Origin of the sequence: Mesorhizobium sp. M0195 (assembly GCF_040322115.1) — a bacterium.
Lineage (GTDB): Bacteria > Pseudomonadota > Alphaproteobacteria > Rhizobiales > Rhizobiaceae > Mesorhizobium.
In genome coordinates this window covers 55176-72037 of sequence record NZ_JAMYSV010000009.1, presented here as the reverse complement: position 1 = coordinate 72037, position 16862 = coordinate 55176, and the positions used below count along the sequence as shown (strand labels likewise).

General features: G+C 62.0%; 20 protein-coding genes and 1 pseudogene. 10 read left to right on the top strand and 11 right to left on the bottom strand.

Features of this window, described 5'->3' with window-relative positions; translation table 11 throughout:
- Positions 1 to 66: 66 nt before the first annotated feature.
- Positions 67 to 987 (top strand): diacylglycerol/lipid kinase family protein, encoded by a 921-nt coding sequence (locus NKJ12_RS18780; protein WP_352704336.1) that lies wholly within the window; start codon positions 67 to 69, stop codon positions 985 to 987.
- A gap of 58 nt (positions 988 to 1045) precedes the next feature.
- Here NKJ12_RS18780 and NKJ12_RS18775 read toward each other — a convergent pair whose 3' ends face one another.
- Positions 1046 to 1219: a hypothetical protein gene (locus tag NKJ12_RS18775; protein WP_292659198.1), complete on the bottom strand. Its 174-nt coding sequence runs from the start codon at positions 1217 to 1219 to the stop codon at positions 1046 to 1048.
- Positions 1220 to 1365: 146 nt separating this feature from the next.
- Between NKJ12_RS18775 and NKJ12_RS18770 the strand changes: the two genes are divergently transcribed.
- The gene (locus NKJ12_RS18770; RefSeq protein WP_352505032.1) at positions 1366 to 2892 is read left to right on the top strand and encodes a sensor histidine kinase; all 1527 of its coding nucleotides are present in this window, start codon (positions 1366 to 1368) and stop codon (positions 2890 to 2892) included.
- Positions 2893 to 2948: 56 nt separating this feature from the next.
- Here the strand turns inward: NKJ12_RS18770 and NKJ12_RS18765 are convergent, their stop codons facing one another.
- Both NKJ12_RS18765 and NKJ12_RS18760 read right to left on the bottom strand, forming a co-directional pair.
- Positions 2949 to 3428 (bottom strand): hypothetical protein, encoded by a 480-nt coding sequence (locus NKJ12_RS18765; RefSeq protein WP_352505031.1) that lies wholly within the window; start codon positions 3426 to 3428, stop codon positions 2949 to 2951.
- 10 nt (positions 3429 to 3438) lie between these two features.
- Positions 3439 to 3765, bottom strand: a complete 327-nt coding sequence (locus tag NKJ12_RS18760) for an ElaB/YgaM/YqjD family protein (protein ID WP_352505030.1) — start codon at positions 3763 to 3765, stop codon at positions 3439 to 3441.
- 283 nt (positions 3766 to 4048) lie between these two features.
- Here NKJ12_RS18760 and NKJ12_RS18755 point away from each other — a divergent pair, with 283 nt between their 5' ends.
- The gene (locus NKJ12_RS18755) at positions 4049 to 4369 is read left to right on the top strand and encodes a response regulator (RefSeq protein ID WP_502896068.1); all 321 of its coding nucleotides are present in this window, start codon (positions 4049 to 4051) and stop codon (positions 4367 to 4369) included.
- Between the two features lie 29 nt (positions 4370 to 4398).
- Here the strand turns inward: NKJ12_RS18755 and NKJ12_RS18750 are convergent, their stop codons facing one another.
- Positions 4399 to 4950, bottom strand: a complete 552-nt coding sequence (locus NKJ12_RS18750; protein ID WP_023678544.1) for a sigma-70 family RNA polymerase sigma factor — start codon at positions 4948 to 4950, stop codon at positions 4399 to 4401.
- 3 nt (positions 4951 to 4953) lie between these two features.
- A complete protein-coding gene (locus tag NKJ12_RS18745; RefSeq protein ID WP_023678543.1) occupies positions 4954 to 5157 on the bottom strand; it encodes a NepR family anti-sigma factor in 204 nt (67 codons plus the stop codon).
- A gap of 215 nt (positions 5158 to 5372) precedes the next feature.
- Here NKJ12_RS18745 and NKJ12_RS18740 point away from each other — a divergent pair, with 215 nt between their 5' ends.
- The 6 genes and pseudogenes from NKJ12_RS18740 (at position 5373) to NKJ12_RS18715 (ending at position 8679) form a co-directional block, all read left to right on the top strand.
- The gene (locus NKJ12_RS18740) at positions 5373 to 6167 is read left to right on the top strand and encodes a response regulator (protein WP_352476204.1); all 795 of its coding nucleotides are present in this window, start codon (positions 5373 to 5375) and stop codon (positions 6165 to 6167) included.
- A 239-nt stretch (positions 6168 to 6406) separates the two neighbouring features.
- Positions 6407 to 6571 carry a DUF1328 domain-containing protein gene (locus NKJ12_RS18735; RefSeq protein WP_023678541.1) on the top strand — a complete coding sequence of 55 codons (165 nt, stop codon included), beginning with the start codon at positions 6407 to 6409 and terminating at the stop codon, positions 6569 to 6571.
- A 191-nt stretch (positions 6572 to 6762) separates the two neighbouring features.
- Positions 6763 to 7788 carry a sensor histidine kinase gene (locus tag NKJ12_RS18730; RefSeq protein WP_352704333.1) on the top strand — a complete coding sequence of 342 codons (1026 nt, stop codon included), beginning with the start codon at positions 6763 to 6765 and terminating at the stop codon, positions 7786 to 7788.
- Between the two features lie 130 nt (positions 7789 to 7918).
- Positions 7919 to 8089, top strand: coding sequence for a hypothetical protein (locus NKJ12_RS18725; protein WP_352476202.1), 171 nt, complete (start codon positions 7919 to 7921; stop codon positions 8087 to 8089).
- Positions 8090 to 8144: 55 nt separating this feature from the next.
- Positions 8145 to 8351: pseudogene (locus NKJ12_RS18720) on the top strand (hypothetical protein); the annotation flags it as partial.
- 82 nt (positions 8352 to 8433) lie between these two features.
- Complete coding sequence (locus NKJ12_RS18715) at positions 8434 to 8679, top strand: YMGG-like glycine zipper-containing protein (RefSeq protein ID WP_006328050.1); 246 nt, start codon at positions 8434 to 8436, stop codon at positions 8677 to 8679.
- Positions 8680 to 8776: 97 nt separating this feature from the next.
- Here the strand turns inward: NKJ12_RS18715 and NKJ12_RS18710 are convergent, their stop codons facing one another.
- The 4 genes from NKJ12_RS18710 to xylF all read right to left on the bottom strand — a co-directional run bounded on the left by NKJ12_RS18710 (position 8777) and on the right by xylF (position 13894).
- The gene (locus tag NKJ12_RS18710) at positions 8777 to 10399 is read right to left on the bottom strand and encodes a CHASE domain-containing protein (RefSeq protein ID WP_352687319.1); all 1623 of its coding nucleotides are present in this window, start codon (positions 10397 to 10399) and stop codon (positions 8777 to 8779) included.
- 129 nt (positions 10400 to 10528) lie between these two features.
- On the bottom strand, positions 10529 to 11329 hold the full coding sequence (locus tag NKJ12_RS18705) for an ATP-binding cassette domain-containing protein (RefSeq protein ID WP_352704331.1): 801 nt from the start codon (positions 11327 to 11329) through the stop codon (positions 10529 to 10531).
- Positions 11330 to 11344: 15 nt separating this feature from the next.
- Positions 11345 to 12709 (bottom strand): sugar ABC transporter permease, encoded by a 1365-nt coding sequence (locus NKJ12_RS18700; RefSeq protein WP_352476199.1) that lies wholly within the window; start codon positions 12707 to 12709, stop codon positions 11345 to 11347.
- Between the two features lie 144 nt (positions 12710 to 12853).
- Positions 12854 to 13894, bottom strand: a complete 1041-nt coding sequence (xylF, locus tag NKJ12_RS18695; RefSeq protein WP_352505024.1) for a D-xylose ABC transporter substrate-binding protein — start codon at positions 13892 to 13894, stop codon at positions 12854 to 12856.
- 285 nt (positions 13895 to 14179) lie between these two features.
- On the opposite strand from xylF, the gene NKJ12_RS18690 reads away from it, so the two are divergent.
- Positions 14180 to 15424, top strand: coding sequence for an ROK family protein (locus NKJ12_RS18690; RefSeq protein WP_352704329.1), 1245 nt, complete (start codon positions 14180 to 14182; stop codon positions 15422 to 15424).
- Between the two features lie 9 nt (positions 15425 to 15433).
- Here NKJ12_RS18690 and phoB read toward each other — a convergent pair whose 3' ends face one another.
- A complete protein-coding gene (phoB, locus tag NKJ12_RS18685; protein WP_031212149.1) occupies positions 15434 to 16123 on the bottom strand; it encodes a phosphate regulon transcriptional regulator PhoB in 690 nt (229 codons plus the stop codon).
- A gap of 16 nt (positions 16124 to 16139) precedes the next feature.
- On the bottom strand, positions 16140 to 16847 hold the full coding sequence (phoU, locus tag NKJ12_RS18680) for a phosphate signaling complex protein PhoU (protein ID WP_254816572.1): 708 nt from the start codon (positions 16845 to 16847) through the stop codon (positions 16140 to 16142).
- Between the last annotated feature and the right edge of the window lie 15 nt (positions 16848 to 16862).

Below are 16862 nucleotides of genomic sequence, written 5' to 3'. Positions count from 1 at the left end.
GCGCCGTTCCACTCCCGGCTGGGACCCCGTCCCGGCCGGATAGGTGCTGGAAAAAATGGAACGGCCATGCGGTTTGCAGCGGTGCTGAACAAGGACGGCGGCACCCTGCGCACCATCGATCTTGAGGCCTTCGCCAGTCGGATGCGCAGCACGCTTGAGACTGCCGGCCACTCGATCGATATCGAAATCGTTGCCGGCAAGGATATCGTCGCCACACTGGACGGCGTAGCTTCCAGGCGCGGCATCGACGCCGTGCTGGCCGGCGGCGGCGACGGCACCATTTCGGCCGCGGCAGCCCGTTTGATGAATGGGGAGAAGGCACTGGCAATTCTGCCGGCTGGCACAATGAACCTTTTTGCGCGCGGCCTCGGCATTCCGCAGACCCTCGATGCGGCGCTGAAATCGTTTGCCGACGGCGAGGTGATGGCGATTGACATTGCAACAGCCAACGGCCGGCCTTTCGTGCATCAATTCTCGATCGGCATGCATGCCAGGATGGTGCAACTGCGCCAGAAGATGGAATTCGGCTCGCGGCTGGGGAAAATGCGTGCCTCGGTGCGAGCCGCTTGGGCAACGATCAACAACCCGCCGGCGATGAACGTAACGCTGACGATCGGCGAGGCCGAGATCAAAACCCGGATCACCGGTATCGGCATCACCAACAATCTGTTTGGCGAGGGCCACCTGCCCTATGCCGATGATCCGGCAGGCGGCGTGCTGGGCATCTATGTCACCGTAGCACGGCGGCGCGGCGAATTGATCAGGTTCCTCTTTGACGTCGCCCGTGGGAAATGGCGCGGCAACGAACATGTCGAAATCCATCAGGCAAACCGCGCCGTTTTGAAAATCCATTCGACGAACAGGAAAGTTCAGGCCGTCATGGACGGCGAACTGGTAAAGCTCGATCGCGAGACGACCGTCGAAATCCATCCGCGCGCGTTGAATGTTCTCGTCCCGGCGCGCGCCGCCGAGGCAAAGGTTGCCTGACGTGGGATGCCTGATGTGGGGCTGCGTGATGCGAGCTGGCACGAGCGATGGGGAGAACCTAGCCGCTGGGCGTGTTGCCCTGTTCGGTCTTCGGCGTCTCGATCATCCAGCCGTAGATTTCGGCGACGCCCCAGGCGATAAAGGCCAGCAGCAGCGCGGCGATCAGGATACGAAGGACATGCCGACCCCGCCGCCCTTGACGGGCTTTGTTTTCAGGAATGGTTTTTGGCATTGTCTGGCTCCATATTTGGCGCCGGCAGGCGTAACTGGCGGGGCGTTGGCTGGTAACGGTCCCCCGCAGCGAAAGTTCCGGCTCTGCAAGGCGGCAAACGGGCCGGTTGGCCTGATCAATCAGCGGAGCCGGCCACTGGGGGCATAGTGGACGACAATAGCCAGAACACGCCGGGTCTGCCGGCCGATATTCGCCGTGTGGTGGGCGCCGCGGACCGTCTTGCCGTGCTGCACGGCCTCGACGCGCTGGACAGGGCTGCCGACCCTGATTTCGATCGCATTGGCGGTCTTGCCGCTTCGGCGATGCAAACGCCTGTCGCACTGATCACGCTGCTCGACGCCGAGCGGCAGTGGTTCAAGTCCTGTATCGGCCTCGACCAGACCGAAACCGCGACCGAGACATCGTTCTGTGCCTATGCCATCGCAGCCGGCAACGTGCCGATGGTGGTGGCCGACGCGGCGGCCGATCCGCGGTTCAAAGCCAATCCGCTGGTCACCGGCGAGCATCATATCCGCTTTTACGCAGGCGTGCCGATCATGATCGACGGCGCGCTGATCGGCACGCTGTGCGTGCTCGACCGGAAGCCGCACGCGCATCCCTCCTCTGTCCAGCTCGACCAGTTGTCGGCGCTGGCTGGACTCGCCGCCAGCCTGTTCACGCTGAAGGATGCAACCCGCAGCGCGGCGATCGCCAAGGCCGCATTGGTTCGAGAGGAAAAGCGGCGCGCTATCGCGCTCGACGCGGCTTCGCTTGCCAGCTGGGCATGGGATATCCGCAGCGACATGATCGACTGCGACGTCCTGCTGCCCGAATTGTTCAACCTGCCGAAGTCGAACAGGCTGAGGGCGCGCGACATCCTGACCGCCATCGACCCGCGCGACGTTCACCAGACCGAAACACGCTTTCGCGACGCGCTGACCGGCAGCGATGACTATTTTGGCGAATACCGTGTCAGAGGCCTCGATCCGCCACGATGGGTCGCAACGCGCGGCCGCGTCATAGAGCGCGACGGCGAGGGCAAGCCGACGCTGATCTTCGGCGTCAATTACGACATCACTGAACGCAAGCTAGGCGACGAACGCCAACGGCTGTTGCTGCGCGAGCTCAATCATCGCGTCAAGAACACGTTGGCAACTGTACAGGCGCTGGCCACGCAGACCGTTCGCCATGCCCGCCAGCCAAGCGAATTCCTCGGCGCCTTCAGCGCCAGGCTGCAGGCACTGGGCGTTGCGCACAGCCTGCTGTCGGACCGCGAGTGGCGCGGCATCGGCATCCGCGAGCTGGTGCAGATCGAGGTAAAGCCGTTCCAAGCCGCCGGACAATCGCGGATGGCGATCTCCGGCGCCGATGTCTTGCTCTCACCCGACCAGGCAGTCGGACTCGGGCTGATCCTGCATGAACTGGCAAGCAACGCACTGCAATACGGGTCGCTCTCGGTTTCTTCCGGAAAGGTCGATCTCGATTGGAAGGTACAAGGCAGGAAGGGTGCACGGCGTCTGTTGCTGGCCTGGCGCGAAAGCGGCGGCCCGCGGGTTGCGCCGCCCGAACGCCATGGCTTCGGCTCGATCCTGATCCGCCGCAGCCTGGCCAAGGTCATTTCCAGCGAGGTGACCCATGAATTCCGGCCGGATGGCGTGGTCGCGGAAATATCGATTCCGCTCGAAGATTTGTAACGCCGGCATTTTGCGACCGGCGCCAGAACCGTTTGCCCTGAACTATCCCCTCCGAACTATTCGGGTTTGCCGGTATCCGGATTATCCGAGCCGCGCTTCACATTCTCGCGGTAGATGGCGTAGGCAGCGAGTGCTATCGCCGGGCCGAGAATGGCGCCCAACCCGCCCTTCGCCAGGCCACCTTTGCCCTTGAGCAGCGCCGGCAGCACGGCGAGTGCCGCAGTGATGCCGATAGCCTTCATGTCGGCGTTGCGTCGCTTCGCCCGGCGCCTGGCGCGCGAGCCGGCCGACATCCGGTAGACGAGCAGGATGAGACCGGCGATTGCCAGAAAGCCGATCCCGAAGCTCAGGCAAGCTGCCATCGGCCCATAGCGGGCCGCCGCCCAGATATAGGCCGCCCCGACGAGGAACCCGAGGCCGCACAGCGCCGCGAGCGCTGCGACCGAATAGACAATCGCAGCGACGCGCACGCGTTGCACCGCCGCAATGGTTTCGCCCGAGGCAAGGCCCGAGATCAGCGATGCAAGCATTCCCATGCGTGCAGAACTAGCGGCGCGCGAGAAGCGCGAAGAGGAATCCGACGCCTGCGGCGATCGCCAGCGAAGTCACCGGTTTTTCGCGCATATGCGCTATCATCTGCGCCTCGATGTCCCTGGCGTTCGCGCGCAAGCTATCGAAAGCTGCCTCGCCTTGGGTTCGCAACTGCTCGACGCCTTCGGCGGCGGCTCGCCGCGCTGCCCCGTAGCCATGTTCGCCAGTTTTGGCCAACAGCTTGGTAAGTTGATCGATGTCGGCCTTCAATTGTGCGATGTCGGCCTCAATATCGGAATTCGTGCGGGCTTCGTTCCCGGCCTTACCTGCGGCAGTCGCCATTGCTTCACTCTCCATGATTTTGCTCGGTCGAAACGCCCGACAGACCCCAAGGTTCCGGCGCGAACCTCTTCTAACCCTATCTCCGGCAGCGCGCGTTGCAAATGCCTTGCATGGGCCGAGGCCGACGCATCCGCGCCGGCACGTCTTTTTTAAATGACAGCATGCCAAATAACGATCATGACTTCCCTCGTTTCACGATACGCATTTAAGGAGATATTGCTGCGTGCGCGCATCACTTGACGGTTTGCGGATTCTTATCCTGGAAGATGAGTTCCTGATTGCCATGGATATCGAGCAGCTTTGCCGCGACTACGGCGCGCTCAATGTGGTCATCGCCCGTGATCTGACTGAGATCGAACAGCAAGACGTTGCCGCGCAGTTCGATGTCGCCATCGTCGACCTCATGCTGAGCGGCGTTTCGACGCTCCAATTTGCTTCGCGGCTGCGTGAAGCGGGCATCCCGTTCGTCTTCGCCTCGGGCTATTCGGATACCGATGAGATCAAGAAATCCTTTCCCGGCGTCAGGCTGGTCACCAAGCCCTATTCGGGAGACGATCTCCTCGAGGCAGTGGCGGCGGCCTGCAGGCGAACGCCTCTCCGCTGAGGCGCGGAGCGGTTCGAACACGCCGCGCCTCACGCAGCCGTCGACCCGGTTACCTGAGCCGAAATTGCGTCCGGGCCATACTCGTCTTCACCGGAGATCTTCAGGATTTCCTGCAGCCGTGTGCGGGCGCGGCTGACGCGGCTCTTGATCGTTCCGACGGCGCAGCCGCAGATCTCGGCCGCTTCCTCGTAGGAGAAGCCGGACGCGCCGATGAGGATAATGGCTTCGCGCTGGTCTTCTGGCAGCAATTCGAGCGCGCCGCGAAAGTCCTCGAGGTCAAGCTGGCCGTGCTGGGCCGGGTGAACGGCAAGCCTGGCCGTCATGACGCCATCGCTGTCCTGCACCTCGCGGCCGCGCTTGCGCATCTGCGAATAGAATTCGTTGCGCAAGATCGTGAACAGCCATGCCTTCAGATTGGTGCCGGGCTGGAAGCTTTCATGCTTGTCCCAGGCCTTGACCAATGTTTCCTGCACCAGGTCGTCGGCCTTGTCGGCGTTTTGCGTCAGCGACACGGCAAAAGCCCGCAGGCTCGGGATCGAGCCGAGCAAGTCGGTCTTGAAGCCCTGGGAGACGGCCGCCATGCCTCAGTCCTTCTTTTGTACAGGTTCGGCCTTTTCCAACTGGCTGAGCAGTTGGGCGAAGCGATCCGGCACATTGTCGGAGACCAGCTCGTCGTAGTATTGTTTGAGTTTGCGGCCGATTTCCGAGTTCGGCCCAAGCGGGTCGCGGGAAGCAGCCCGGCGCCCGTTGCCAACGCCACCCATGGTAGCTTTCGTCATGTTCTTCATTCGCCCTTTTGTCCCAGCCTTAAGCCGCCCTTCAACACATAACGCAAGGCAAGCGGCAGCCTCGTCTGGTTGCCCAACCCGCCCTTAAACGCCAGCCCATATACTTAGTTCCGCATGATCGGAACTTTTTCGCAGAACCTGCGTTTTCACCCTTGGGCCCTGCGAACCGTTTTTAGCTGTAACATGCATCACGTCATATGAGGGAGACGTCCAATATGAGCCTATCAGCAACCATCGCTCCGCACCTGCCGTTCCTGCGTCGCTTCTCGCGCGCTGTATCCGGATCGCAGGAGAGCGGCGACGCGCTGGTCGCCGCAATGCTCGAGGCCATCATTGCCGATGTCGACATCTTTCCGAACGCATCGAACGACCGCATCGCGCTCTACAAGGTCTTTGCCAAGCTCTTCACCTCAGTGGCCATTCGCGTTCCGCAGGAGCATGCCCAGTCGGCATGGGAACAGCGTGCCGCGGCCAATCTGAATGCAATTGCGCCTCGTCCCCGCCAAGCCTTTCTGCTGGTCGCGGTTGAAGGCTTCAGCGAAGATGAGGCGGCGGAGATTCTCGACGTCGACGAACAGGAATTCTCCGAACTTCTCGCGCAGGCGAGCAACGAGATCTCCCGCCAGGTGGCAACCGATGTGCTGATCATCGAGGATGAGCCGCTGATCGCCATGGATATCGAGGAAATGGTCGAAAGCCTCGGCCACCGCGTCGTCGGAACGGCGCGCACCCACGCCGAGGCGGTGGCGATGTTCGGCAAGACGCGGCCAAAGATGGTGCTTGCCGATATTCAGCTTGCCGACGGCAGTTCGGGCATCGCGGCCGTCAATGAGATCCTGTCGTCCACCTCGGTGCCAGTGATCTTCATCACCGCCTTTCCCGAGCGCCTGCTCACCGGCGAGCGGCCGGAACCGGCTTTCCTCGTTACCAAGCCGTTCAACCCGGATATGGTCAAGGCTCTTATCAGCCAGGCCCTGTTCTTTGACCGGCACGCGAAAGCCGCGGCATGAACAGCGGGCGGCCGAGTTGCCGCCGCCAGGGTGTGGGATAGCCACTCCTCTTGGACCAGATGGGGCGTGACGCCGGCTTAACACACGACAGCCAACTGCTGCCGAACCTGACGAGGACCTTTTCGCACACATCGCAGCAATTCGGGCCGCAACGATTTTCAGCATCGTCTTTTTCGGGAAATGGTGGAACAAACGGAGGCGAATCACGTTTTCACCGCAGCATTGGAAGGAGATGGATCATGCTTTACTGGGCGCTCGTATTTCTAGTCGTGGCGATTATCGCCGGTGCGCTTGGTTTCGGCGGCATCGCTGGCACCTCGGCCGGCATAGCGCAGATATTGTTCTTCATCTTTCTCGCCTTCCTGATCATATCGCTAATTGCCGGCCTGATCAGACGGGCGTGAATGCCAAGCGGCCATTCAAGCGAACACTGGAAGCCGCACCCCTCAAACGGTTTCCAGCCACCGCCGGGCAGTGTCCTCCAACGGGATGCCGCTCGGCGGACCGCTTTTAGGGCTTGATCCGCAGCTCCTCCTTTTGGAACCCATTTTTCCGTGAGCCGTTCAGCCTGACGTGGGTTGAGCAAAATTGACCGATGCGTTCCAGAGTCGGAAAAATGAAAGACCGCGGCCGGAGTGATGAGATCATCGCTTTGCATCCCGGAATGCAGCTTGGCCGGGCCCTTCTCCATGCACTGCACAATACCGGGATTTCCGTTCTATACCAGGATCGCGAGATGAAAACTGTGTGGGCGCGCAACATGCGCGCACCATGGACTTCCGATGCCTCCGACAACAACGGCATCTTGCCACCGGCGCAGGCAGAGCGTATCGGCGCCGCCAAGCACGACGTCATCGTCTCCGGCAATCCTCAACATCTCGAACTCAGCGTGCCGGCCGATGATGGCGCCCGCTGGTTTCAGGTGTGGATCGACGCCGACCGCAGCGACACCGGCGCGGTGCAGGGCGTCGTGACCACCATGGTCGAAACAACCGAGCAGAAACGCCGGGAGCAGACGCTGAAGGCGCTGCTGCGTGAAGTCAGTCATCGCTCCAAGAACCTTTTGGCCATCATCCAGAGCATCGCCACCCAGACAGGCCGTTATTCCGGCAGCATTGATGATTTCCTGACGCGTTTCCGTGGCCGATTGCAGTCGCTGGCCTCCTCGCAGGACCTAGTCACGTCATCCAACTGGCGGGGCGCAGCGCTGCGCGAGCTGGTTTCCGGTCAGGTCGGCAGGTACGGCGCGGACCCTTTACACAGCCTGCGTTTCCGCGGCGCAAATCCATATCTCAACCCCAATGCCGCCTTGCACATCGGCTTGGCCATGCATGAGCTCGCCGTCAATTCGGTCAGCTATGGCGCGCTGTCGCGCAGCGACGGTTTCGTCGAGGTGACGGCCGATCTGACGGCAGCTTCCGCTGGCGAGCCTGCGCTGTCGCTGACATGGGCAGAAGCGATCGGAGCCAACGACAATCAGCGCAGCGAGAAGCGTTTTGGCAGCGTCGCGCTTGAACGCGTCGTACCCACATCGTTGAATGGAACGGCGACACTTGAGATCACCGGGAACCGCCTCGAATACCGCCTTCTTGTTCCTCACGGCAATTTCGAGACGGATTGAACGAACGGCGGCCGCCGCGAGAAGGGTTCTGCGCATCGCCAACTTTAACCGACTGTTCACCATAAAGTCCGATCCTGTCCGACGTGTCGATCCATCGATTGAGTTTGGCACAAAATGAAAGGAATGGGCCTTGACGGCTGCCGACTTGAACAGACTGGAACAGGCCGCTCGTGTCTCGATGGGCGGTTTTCAGGATCCCGAAGCGTCCGCAGCGCCCGCGCCTCGTGCTTCGCCCCTCCGCTTCGCCGCCGTCGCGCTTATGGCCGCGATCGTCCTGACCGCAGCGTCCCAGTTGATCTGATCGAGTTCGCCTCTGCTTGATCGCTTTGAAACCACTGCCCGAGTACTGGCCGTGCCCATTCGCGGTCACCGACCTGCAAGGCCAGGCCCAACATCTCGTCGCCAAATGCCTTGCCGTCGATCCGGCGCTCGAGGACGACTATGACAGGATCGTCTGGAACGTGCGTCCCGACGGCACGCTCGATGCGTCCTTGGAGATTTCCGGGTTCGTGGTAGCATCGAACGGCGCACGCCCCGAAAAAGACTATCTTAATCAACAATGAAATCGTGCGGGCAAAGGCCGTACTTTCATGCTAAATGGCGGCTGGAGCTTATTAAAGTGAGGACAAAAGTGAGGATGACTTCATGCGGAAGATGATTATTGCCATGGTTGCCGTGGTTGCGGTCAGCGGCTGCACCACCACGGAAGAGAACGTGGGTATCGGCACTGTGGGCGGCGCGCTCATTGGTGGCGCTGTCGGCGGCGGCAAGGGCGCTTTGATCGGCGCTGGCGCTGGTGCGATTGGCGGTCTGCTGGTTCGCCGTCTGCAAAATGGCTACTGCCAATACAGAGATCGTCACGGCCGGATTTACACAGCTCGCTGCAACTAGTTTCGAGCTCCAGGCGAATAGCAAACGCGGAGGCAGGCCACCTGTCTTCGCGTTTGCCCTTTGAAGCGCTGTTGCGACGCGGCCCGCGAGAGGCGTTTCAGGCCGGCAGCGGAACCCTGATTTCCACGTTCAAACCATCTTCGCGAAAATCGCGCCTGATTGTGCCACGCAATTCGCGTGTGATGTTGAGATCGATCAGTCTGGTGCCAAAACCGCTCTTTGCCGGTGTCGCGAGCTTCTTCTGACCGGCCTCGCGCCAGTTGAGGGCCAATGTCCGGGCGCCGCTACGGCCTTCGAGCGACCAGTCGACCTTCAGCGCACCGACTGAATTGCCGGCTTCGCCATGCTTCAGCGCGTTAGTCGCCAGTTCGTGAAAGACGAGGCCGAGTGCCTGCGTCGTCTTTTCATCGAGAAGAACCTGCGGTCCCGACAGCAGCCCTTCAGGAAGCTCACTGCCGAACACCTGGCCTAGCTCGATGCGCAGCAGGTCGCCGAGATCGGCTTTCTGCCAGCGTGAGCGCGTCAGCATGTCCTGGGAAGCCGCCATCGCCTGCAGCCGGGCCGAGAAAGAAGCCGAGAATTCCTGGACGTCGGTAGTGTGCGATGCTGTCTGGCGCGCGATTGCCAGCACCCGCGTGATCGAGTTCTTGATGCGATGCTTCATCTCCTGCAGCATCAGGTCTTTTTCCAGCAGGCTCTTTTCGGTCGTTTCGTGAAGCAGCGAGATCGCCTCATAGGCCCGCTCCTGATAGCGGGCCACCAGCGCGATGGCGCCCGCAAGCAGCAGTCCGAACAATCCGAGCATCACCGGGATGGCGCGCGAGGAAGGTTGCGAGAAAGCACTTGTCGGCCTGAACAGGACGACCCACGGCCGGCCGGCGACGGTGATCTTGCGGGTGACCAGCAGCCTGTCGCCGAGGCTCGAAACAGGCGGCGTTTCCGATTGGAACAGCAGGTTGTCGCTGTCCACCGTGCCGTCATAGATCTCGGTGTTAACCGGCAGCAATGGTGCCCGACTGAGCGCAGCCTGGAACAGGTCACGGGCGCGGAAGGCCGCATAAAGGAGGCCGGCAGTCGAGGATCTCGTCGCGTTCACGGCGTCCGGCGCGGTTTCGACATTGAGCCGGACGAAGACGAGGAACCCGGTAAAGGTCTGCGCGGCACCCGTATCCTTGCCGAGCTGCACGAGCCCGCTGGCGTGCTGCTGGTCGTCGGCCATCGCCTTTTCGATCGCCTCGCGCCGCGCCGGCCCGGTGAACATGTCGTAGCCGATGCTGGATTTGTTGGACGGATCCAGCGGTTCGAACAGCACGATGGGCGTACGCCACGGTAAGTTCGTGTCGGGGTAGATCGGGTGGCTTGCGCCGTGATCGTGCAGGATGTCGCGCTCGACCGCCGCCTCGTTGCCAGTTTTCGCCAGGCGGAGGAAACCGATGCCGCGCAGACCGGCGAAATTATTGTCGATGTCGAGCGCGTTGAAGAAAGCCTTGAACTCGCCTTGCGAGATACCGCCATTGCGCGCGTCGAACAGCGCTCGCGTTGCGCGCAGCAGCGACAGGTCCAGGTCGATGCGGCTTTCGATCCGGTTAAGCGCGTCGTCCGCCGTCGCCTCGAATTTAATGCGGGCCGCCTCCTGGGTGGCAAAATAGGCAAAGCCCGCCATCGTCAGGCTGATCAGCGCGACGGCGATAAAAGCGACGGTCGGAAACAGCTTCTTCAATTGCAGATACGTCCCGTGGACGGTTCGGCATCTTTATGGGCAAGTCCCGACGCCAACACAATGCCCAGGCCAAAGCATGGTGACGACTGGCACATTTTGGCGGCTTGTGATTAGCCGGCTAATTCTCGTTCATGCGGCGATCTTCAGCGCGCCCGGCCCCGGAATGGCGCCGGGTGGGCACTTGCCGAGGATGATCATGCCGAGCACTTCGTCCTGGGTGACATCGGTTGTGCGCGCCGTGCCGACAACCCGACCGTTCTTCATGACGCAGACACGGTCGGCAAGCTCGAACACGTCGTGAATATCATGGCTGATCAGGAAGATGCCGATGCCGTCGGCCTTGAGCTGCTTGACCAGTTCGCCGACCTGCGCCGTCTCTTGCGGCCCGAGTGCCGCCGTCGGCTCGTCCATGATCAGGATGCGAGCATTGAACAGGATGGCGCGGGCGATCGCCACCGACTGCCGCTGGCCGCCCGAAAGCTTTACCACCGGCTCCTTGAAGCGTTGGAAACGCGGATTGAGCCTGCCCATCACCTTGCGCGCCTCGGCCTCCATGGCGACGTCGTCGAGCGTACCCCAGCCGGTCATCAGCTCGCGGCCGAGAAACAGGTTGGCGGCCGCATCGACATTGTCGGCCAGCGCAAGCGTCTGATAGATCGTCTCGATGCCGTACTTCTTGGCGTCGCGGGGGTTGGAGATCGAAGCCTCCTCGCCGTTGACGAAAATCTGGCCCGCATCGCGCTTATAGGCGCCGGACAGGATTTTTATCAACGTCGATTTGCCGGCACCGTTGTGGCCGAGCAAAGCCATCACCTCGCCCGGGAAAAGATCGACCGAGGCATCGTCGACGGCGCGAATGCCGCCGAAGGCGATCGAGATGCTGCGCATGTCGATCAGAGGCGTGCCCGTGGGAGCGGTCTTGTCGGCCATGATCGTTCCTCCTCCCTAAACGCGTTTGCGATAGACGGTATCGAGCCAGACCGCGAGCACCAGCACGGCGCCGACGACGATGCTCTGCAGCGGTGAATCGATGCCGAGCAGCACCATGCCGGATTGCAGCGACTGCATCAAAAGTGCGCCGAGCATGGCGCCGAGCACCGTGCCGGAGCCGCCTGCAAGTGACGTGCCGCCGATGACCGCGGCGGCGATGACCAGCAGTTCGTCTAGCGTGCCCAGCGCATTGGTCGACGAGTTCTGCCTGGCTGACGAGATCGCCGCGGCGATCGTCGCCAGCACGCCCATGATCATGAACACCTTCATGGTCACCCACCGCGTGTTGATACCGGCAAGGTTGGCGGCTTCCGGATTGCCGCCGATAGCGAAGACATAGCGGCCAAAACGGGTACGCTTGGTGATGAAGGTCATGATCAGCCCGACCGCCACAGCCATCAGCACGGGTATGGCGATGCCATGGGCGATGAACAGCCCGCCTTCGGGAACCGTTATATTGTTGGCCGCCGCGTATCTGTTCACGATGCCGACCGGCCAAGGATAGGAATTGGCGAGCCATATGGCCCCCATGATCACAGCGCAGGTGAGGACACCGAGGAACGTCTCGGCCCAGATCGGGCGCAACGGAAAGCGGAACCGCTTGCGCTGCACCCGCCCGTTGAGCAGCATGAACACAACCGCCAGGCACGCGATAATTCCGACGATCCAGCTCCATCGCGCGCCGATCGAACCCGCCGGCCCACCGCCCATCAGCTGGAACGTGGCATCAAGCGGCGCAATCGTCTGACCGCTGGCGACCCACCATGCGGCACCCCGCCAGACCAGAAGGCCGCCCAGCGTCACGATGAAGGCCGGCACCTCGAGATAAGCGATGATATATCCCTGGAACGCTCCGATAAGAAGACCGAGCGCCAGGCCAATGGCCAGCGCCAGGATCCAGATCCAGGGGTTGCCGAGTTGCAGACCGATCATTCGCACCAAGAAATGCACCTGCGCAAAGCCCATGACCACGCCGATCAGGCCTTCGGCGGAACCGACCGACAGGTCGATATTGCGCATGACGATAACCAGCACCATTCCGGCGGCCATTATGGCCACGGCGGAAGTCTGCACCGAGAGGTTCCAGAGATTGCGTGGCGTCAGGAAGGTCCGGCTGTCGAAGTCGAACGGATTGACGCCGAGCCGTACGCTGGAAACGACATGCAGCCCGATCCAGATGACCAACAGCGCGCCGACCATGCCGAGCATGCGGGTGTCGATCTCGGTTGCCTTGAGAAACCGGGCAACGATGCCGAGCTCGGATTCCCGCGCCCGGTCCGCCGTGCTGTCGACCGGCGTGTTGGAAGTCGTGTCGGTCATCATGTTTCTCCCGCCGGGTTGCCGTCTGCCGCGGATGCCGGAAGCAGCCTAGAAATTATCCGCCGGAAGCGGAAAAACAATTCTTTTTGAAAAAAACGCCGCGGCATTACAGCCGCGGCGTTCTCTACGCTTGGAAACGACGGATCAGTTGCAGACCGCAACAGTGCCAGCCGCCACGCCGGCGCAGACCTCTTCTTTCTTGATCCAGCCGGCGTCGATGACGACGTTGAGGTTATCCTTGGTGATGGCGACCGGAGTCAGGAACAGCGACTTGACCGTGTTGCCGCCGGGCGTGGTGAAATCCTTCACGCCGGCAATGTCGGTCATCTGCTTGCCGTCGGCAAGCTGCGAGGCGATCTCGGCGGCGTTCTTGCCGAGCTCGCGCGCGTCCTTCCACACCGACACGGTCTGTGTGCCAAGCGCGATGCGGTTCAGCGCGGCGTGGTCGCCGTCCTGGCCCGAGACCGGAACCGATCCGGCCAACCCTTGTGCTGTCAGCGCGGCGACGACGCCACCGGCGGTGCCGTCATTGGCCGCGACCACGGCATCGACCTTGTTGTCGTTGGCGGTCAGGAACTGTTCCATATTCTTCTGAGCGTTGGCCGGCAGCCAGCCGTCCGTATAGGCCTCGCCGACATTCTTGATCTTGCCGCTGTCGATGGCCTCCTTCAGCACCTCCATCGAACCGGCAAACAGGAAATCGGCATTCGGATCGGAACCCGAACCCTTGATGAAGACGTAGTTGCCTTCCGGCTTCACCTTGAAGACTTCGCGGGCCTGCATGCGGCCGACTTCCTTGTTGTCGAAGGTCAGATAGAACACGTCCTTGTTCTCGATCAGCCGGTCATAGCCGACGACGGGGATGCCTTCGTCCAGTGCCTTCTGCACGGCCGGCCCGATGGCCGAGGCATCCTGTGCCAGGATGATCAGCGCATTGGCACCCTGCGAGATCAGGCTCTCGACGTCGGTGAGCTGCTTGCCGGGGTTGGACTGTGCGTCGGCGGAAATATACTTGTCGCCGGCGGCCTCGATGGCCGCCTTCATTGCGGCCTCGTCGGTCTTCCAGCGCTCTTCCTGGAAGTTCGACCAGGAAACGCCGATGACCTTGTCTTTCGCCTGCGCCACCGACGCCAGCGCCAGCGTCATGGCGACACCCGCCAGAATGGCGGTCGTGAATTTCTTCATCATATCCTCCCTGCGCCGCGTACGGCGTGACCAATTGGCTCAAAGACCAGCTTAGAAGCTCTAATTTTTTCGAGCCTCGAAAAAATACTGGCCCGATCTCCGGCTGCTGTCAACATCGATTCTGATGGATTTTGATGACTGTGCGAGTTTTTTCGAGCGTCGGAATAAACGATGACAGCGCCACCTGCATCTGACACTATTTGCCGCATCCGACACTATTTGTCGGACATTACCGAGGGCTTCCGGTTCATGAGCGGCCGCGGCAACCGGGAGGAAAGCAAAACGATGTCGGTCGGAATCCGCCATGACGATTTGCGCCGGCGCAACCGGGCGATGGTGATCTCGGCGGTGCGCCGGGCCGGCCAGCCATCGCGTACGGAGATCGCAGCCACCACCGGCCTCAGTCATTCAACCATATCGGCGATCTCCTCCGACCTGATACGGGAAGGCATCCTCGCCGAGAGCAAGGCAAGTGAGCCCGTTTCGTTGAAACGCGGTCGTCCACAGGTCGGCCTCGCCCTCAACCCGGAAGCGGCGGCGGTGCTGACTGTGGTGTTGTCGCTGAATTTCCTGTCGGCCGCCATTATCGACTATGCGGGACAGGTGGTCGCCGAGGAACAGCGCCGGCTGGACACGCTGACCATGCCGCGCGACGAGCTGATCCGCGAATGCATGGCCATCGTCCGGCGCCGGCTTGAGGACCCAGACCTTGACGTCCGCAGTGTCGCCCGCATCGCCCTGGCGATTCAGGGCATTACCGACTCCCCTGCACGCGCCATGCTGTGGTCGCCGATCACGCCGCAGACCGACATCGCCTTTGCCGACATGCTGGAGGACGAATTCGGCATCCCGGCCACGGTGGAGAACGACTGCAATATGATGGCGGTGGCTTTGCGCTGGCGCAATCCGGATCGCTATCGCGACGACTTCATCGCCATCCTGCTTTCGCATGGCATCGGTATGGGGCTTGTGCTGAAGGGCGAACTGTTCACCGGGACGCATTCCTCGGGCGGCGAATTTGGCCACATGATCCATCGTCCGGGCGGCGCGCTCTGCCGTTGCGGGCGGCGCGGCTGCATCGAAGCCTATGCCGGCAACTATGCCATCTGGCGCAACGCCAGGCAGATGAGCGAAGACAGCGAACCGGTCGCCGACGTCGGCGACGCCGACATGCGCGCGCTGGCCGCCCGCGCGCGCGAGAAGGATGGGCCGGAACGCGAGGCCTACCGCAAGGCCGGCGAAGCGCTGGGTTTCGGTCTCGGCTCGCTGTTCGCGCTGATCGATCCGGCACCGGTCGCGATGGTCGGCGCCAGTGCCGCCGCCTTCGATCTGATCGAGCCGGCCTTGCGCAAGGCCATCGCCCAGACCGCCGGCGGCCAGCACTCGGGCTCGATCTCCTTCGATACCGAGCCGAACGAATTGCCGCTGATCCGCGAAGGCTGCGCGATGCGGGCGTTAAGCTTCGTCGACCAGGAGATTTTCGCGCCGGGCGCGCAAATGAGGCCCGGCGTCAGAAAGAACGTCGCCTGACCAGGCGGGTCAATCTTCCCTGATCGCATAGCCGGCACCGCGGATGGTGCGGATGACATCCGGCATGCGGCCGTTATTGACGGCTTTGCGCAGCCGCCCGACATGCACGTCGACGGTGCGTTCGTCGATATAGATCGTCTCGCCCCAGACATTATCGAGCAACTGGCTACGCGAGAAGACGCGGCCCGGATGCCGCATCATGAACTCGAGCAACCGGAATTCGGTCGGCCCGAGCCGGATCTCGCTCTTCTTGCGATAGACCCTGTGCGATTCGCGATCGAGCACGATGTCGCCGACCTTCAGCACGCTGGACAGCACTTCCGGCTTGGCGCGCCGCAGCAGCGCCTTGACCCTGGCCATGAATTCCGGTGTCGAAAACGGTTTGACAAGATAGTCGTCGGCGCCGGTCGAAAGACCGCGCACCCGGTCGCTCTCCTCGCCGCGCGCGGTCAGCATGATGATCGGCAGCCGCTCGGTTTCGGGGCGCACGCGCAACCGGCGGCAGAGCTCGATGCCGGAAACCGCCGGTATCATCCAGTCGAGCACCAGAAGGTCGGGCACATTCTCCTGCAAACGGATCTCGGCTTCGTCGCCGCGTGTCACCACCTCGACCTGGTAGCCTTCGGATTCGAGATTGTAGCGGAGCAGCACGCCCAACGGCTCCTCGTCCTCCACCACCATTATGCGTGGTGCGATCATCGGCTGGGCACCCCCATCATGTCACCGGCGCGGACATTGTTGTTTCGTCCTGCTTCGGACGATTGACGGGCAATTGCTCGCCGGTCAGCACATAATACGCATTCTCGGCGATGTTGGTGACATGGTCGCCGATCCGCTCGAGATTCTTGGCGCAGAACAGCAGATGCGTGCAAGCGGTGATGTTGCGCGGATCTTCCATCATGTAGGTCAACAGCTCGCGGAACACGGACGTGTATTTGACGTCGATACGCTCGTCGGCGGCGCGCAGCTTGGCCAACGCGGCCGCATCGCCTGCAGCATACTCCTCGATGACGCCCTGCACCTGGATGAGCACCAGCTGCGCCATCGCATCGATGGAATGCGATAGGTCGCGCGGCGTGACGCTGAGGCCGACCGCGCTCACACGCTTGGCGATATTCTTGGCAAGGTCGCCGATGCGTTCGAGGTCGCCGGCCATGCGGATCGCTCCGACGACATGGCGCAGATCGTGAGCCATTGGCTGGCGCTTGGCGATCAGGGTGATGGCGCGGTCGTCCAGTTCGCGTTGACGCGCGTCCATGATGGCGTCGTCGGAGACGACGCGTTGCGCCAGCACGTTGTCGGAATTCAACAGGGCCTTGGTCGCCCCGCCGACCATCGAACCGGCGAGGTCGGCCATGTCGCGGATCAGCTTGCTGATCTGCTCGAGATCCTCGTCGAAAGAAGCGACTGTGTGTTCGCCCATGGTCCTGTCCTCATA

Bases quoted from the DNA above. Each gene is read 5' to 3' on its own strand.
- NKJ12_RS18780 (WP_352704336.1), top strand. From the start codon at position 67: ATGCGGTTTGCAGCGGTGCTGAACAAGGACGGCGGCACCCTGCGCACC.
- NKJ12_RS18775 (WP_292659198.1), bottom strand. From the start codon at position 1,219: ATGCCAAAAACCATTCCTGAAAACAAAGCCCGTCAAGGGCGGCGGGGT.
- NKJ12_RS18765 (WP_352505031.1), bottom strand. From the start codon at position 3,428: ATGGGAATGCTTGCATCGCTGATCTCGGGCCTTGCCTCGGGCGAAACC.
- NKJ12_RS18760 (WP_352505030.1), bottom strand. From the start codon at position 3,765: ATGGCGACTGCCGCAGGTAAGGCCGGGAACGAAGCCCGCACGAATTCC.
- NKJ12_RS18755 (WP_502896068.1), top strand. From the start codon at position 4,049: ATGGATATCGAGCAGCTTTGCCGCGACTACGGCGCGCTCAATGTGGTC.
- NKJ12_RS18750 (WP_023678544.1), bottom strand. From the start codon at position 4,950: ATGGCGGCCGTCTCCCAGGGCTTCAAGACCGACTTGCTCGGCTCGATC.
- NKJ12_RS18745 (WP_023678543.1), bottom strand. From the start codon at position 5,157: ATGAAGAACATGACGAAAGCTACCATGGGTGGCGTTGGCAACGGGCGC.
- NKJ12_RS18740 (WP_352476204.1), top strand. From the start codon at position 5,373: ATGAGCCTATCAGCAACCATCGCTCCGCACCTGCCGTTCCTGCGTCGC.
- NKJ12_RS18735 (WP_023678541.1), top strand. From the start codon at position 6,407: ATGCTTTACTGGGCGCTCGTATTTCTAGTCGTGGCGATTATCGCCGGT.
- NKJ12_RS18730 (WP_352704333.1), top strand. From the start codon at position 6,763: ATGCGTTCCAGAGTCGGAAAAATGAAAGACCGCGGCCGGAGTGATGAG.
- NKJ12_RS18715 (WP_006328050.1), top strand. From the start codon at position 8,434: ATGCGGAAGATGATTATTGCCATGGTTGCCGTGGTTGCGGTCAGCGGC.
- NKJ12_RS18705 (WP_352704331.1), bottom strand. From the start codon at position 11,329: ATGGCCGACAAGACCGCTCCCACGGGCACGCCTCTGATCGACATGCGC.
- NKJ12_RS18700 (WP_352476199.1), bottom strand. From the start codon at position 12,709: ATGACCGACACGACTTCCAACACGCCGGTCGACAGCACGGCGGACCGG.
- xylF (WP_352505024.1), bottom strand. From the start codon at position 13,894: ATGAAGAAATTCACGACCGCCATTCTGGCGGGTGTCGCCATGACGCTG.
- NKJ12_RS18690 (WP_352704329.1), top strand. From the start codon at position 14,180: ATGTCGGTCGGAATCCGCCATGACGATTTGCGCCGGCGCAACCGGGCG.
- phoB (WP_031212149.1), bottom strand. From the start codon at position 16,123: ATGATCGCACCACGCATAATGGTGGTGGAGGACGAGGAGCCGTTGGGC.
- phoU (WP_254816572.1), bottom strand. From the start codon at position 16,847: ATGGGCGAACACACAGTCGCTTCTTTCGACGAGGATCTCGAGCAGATC.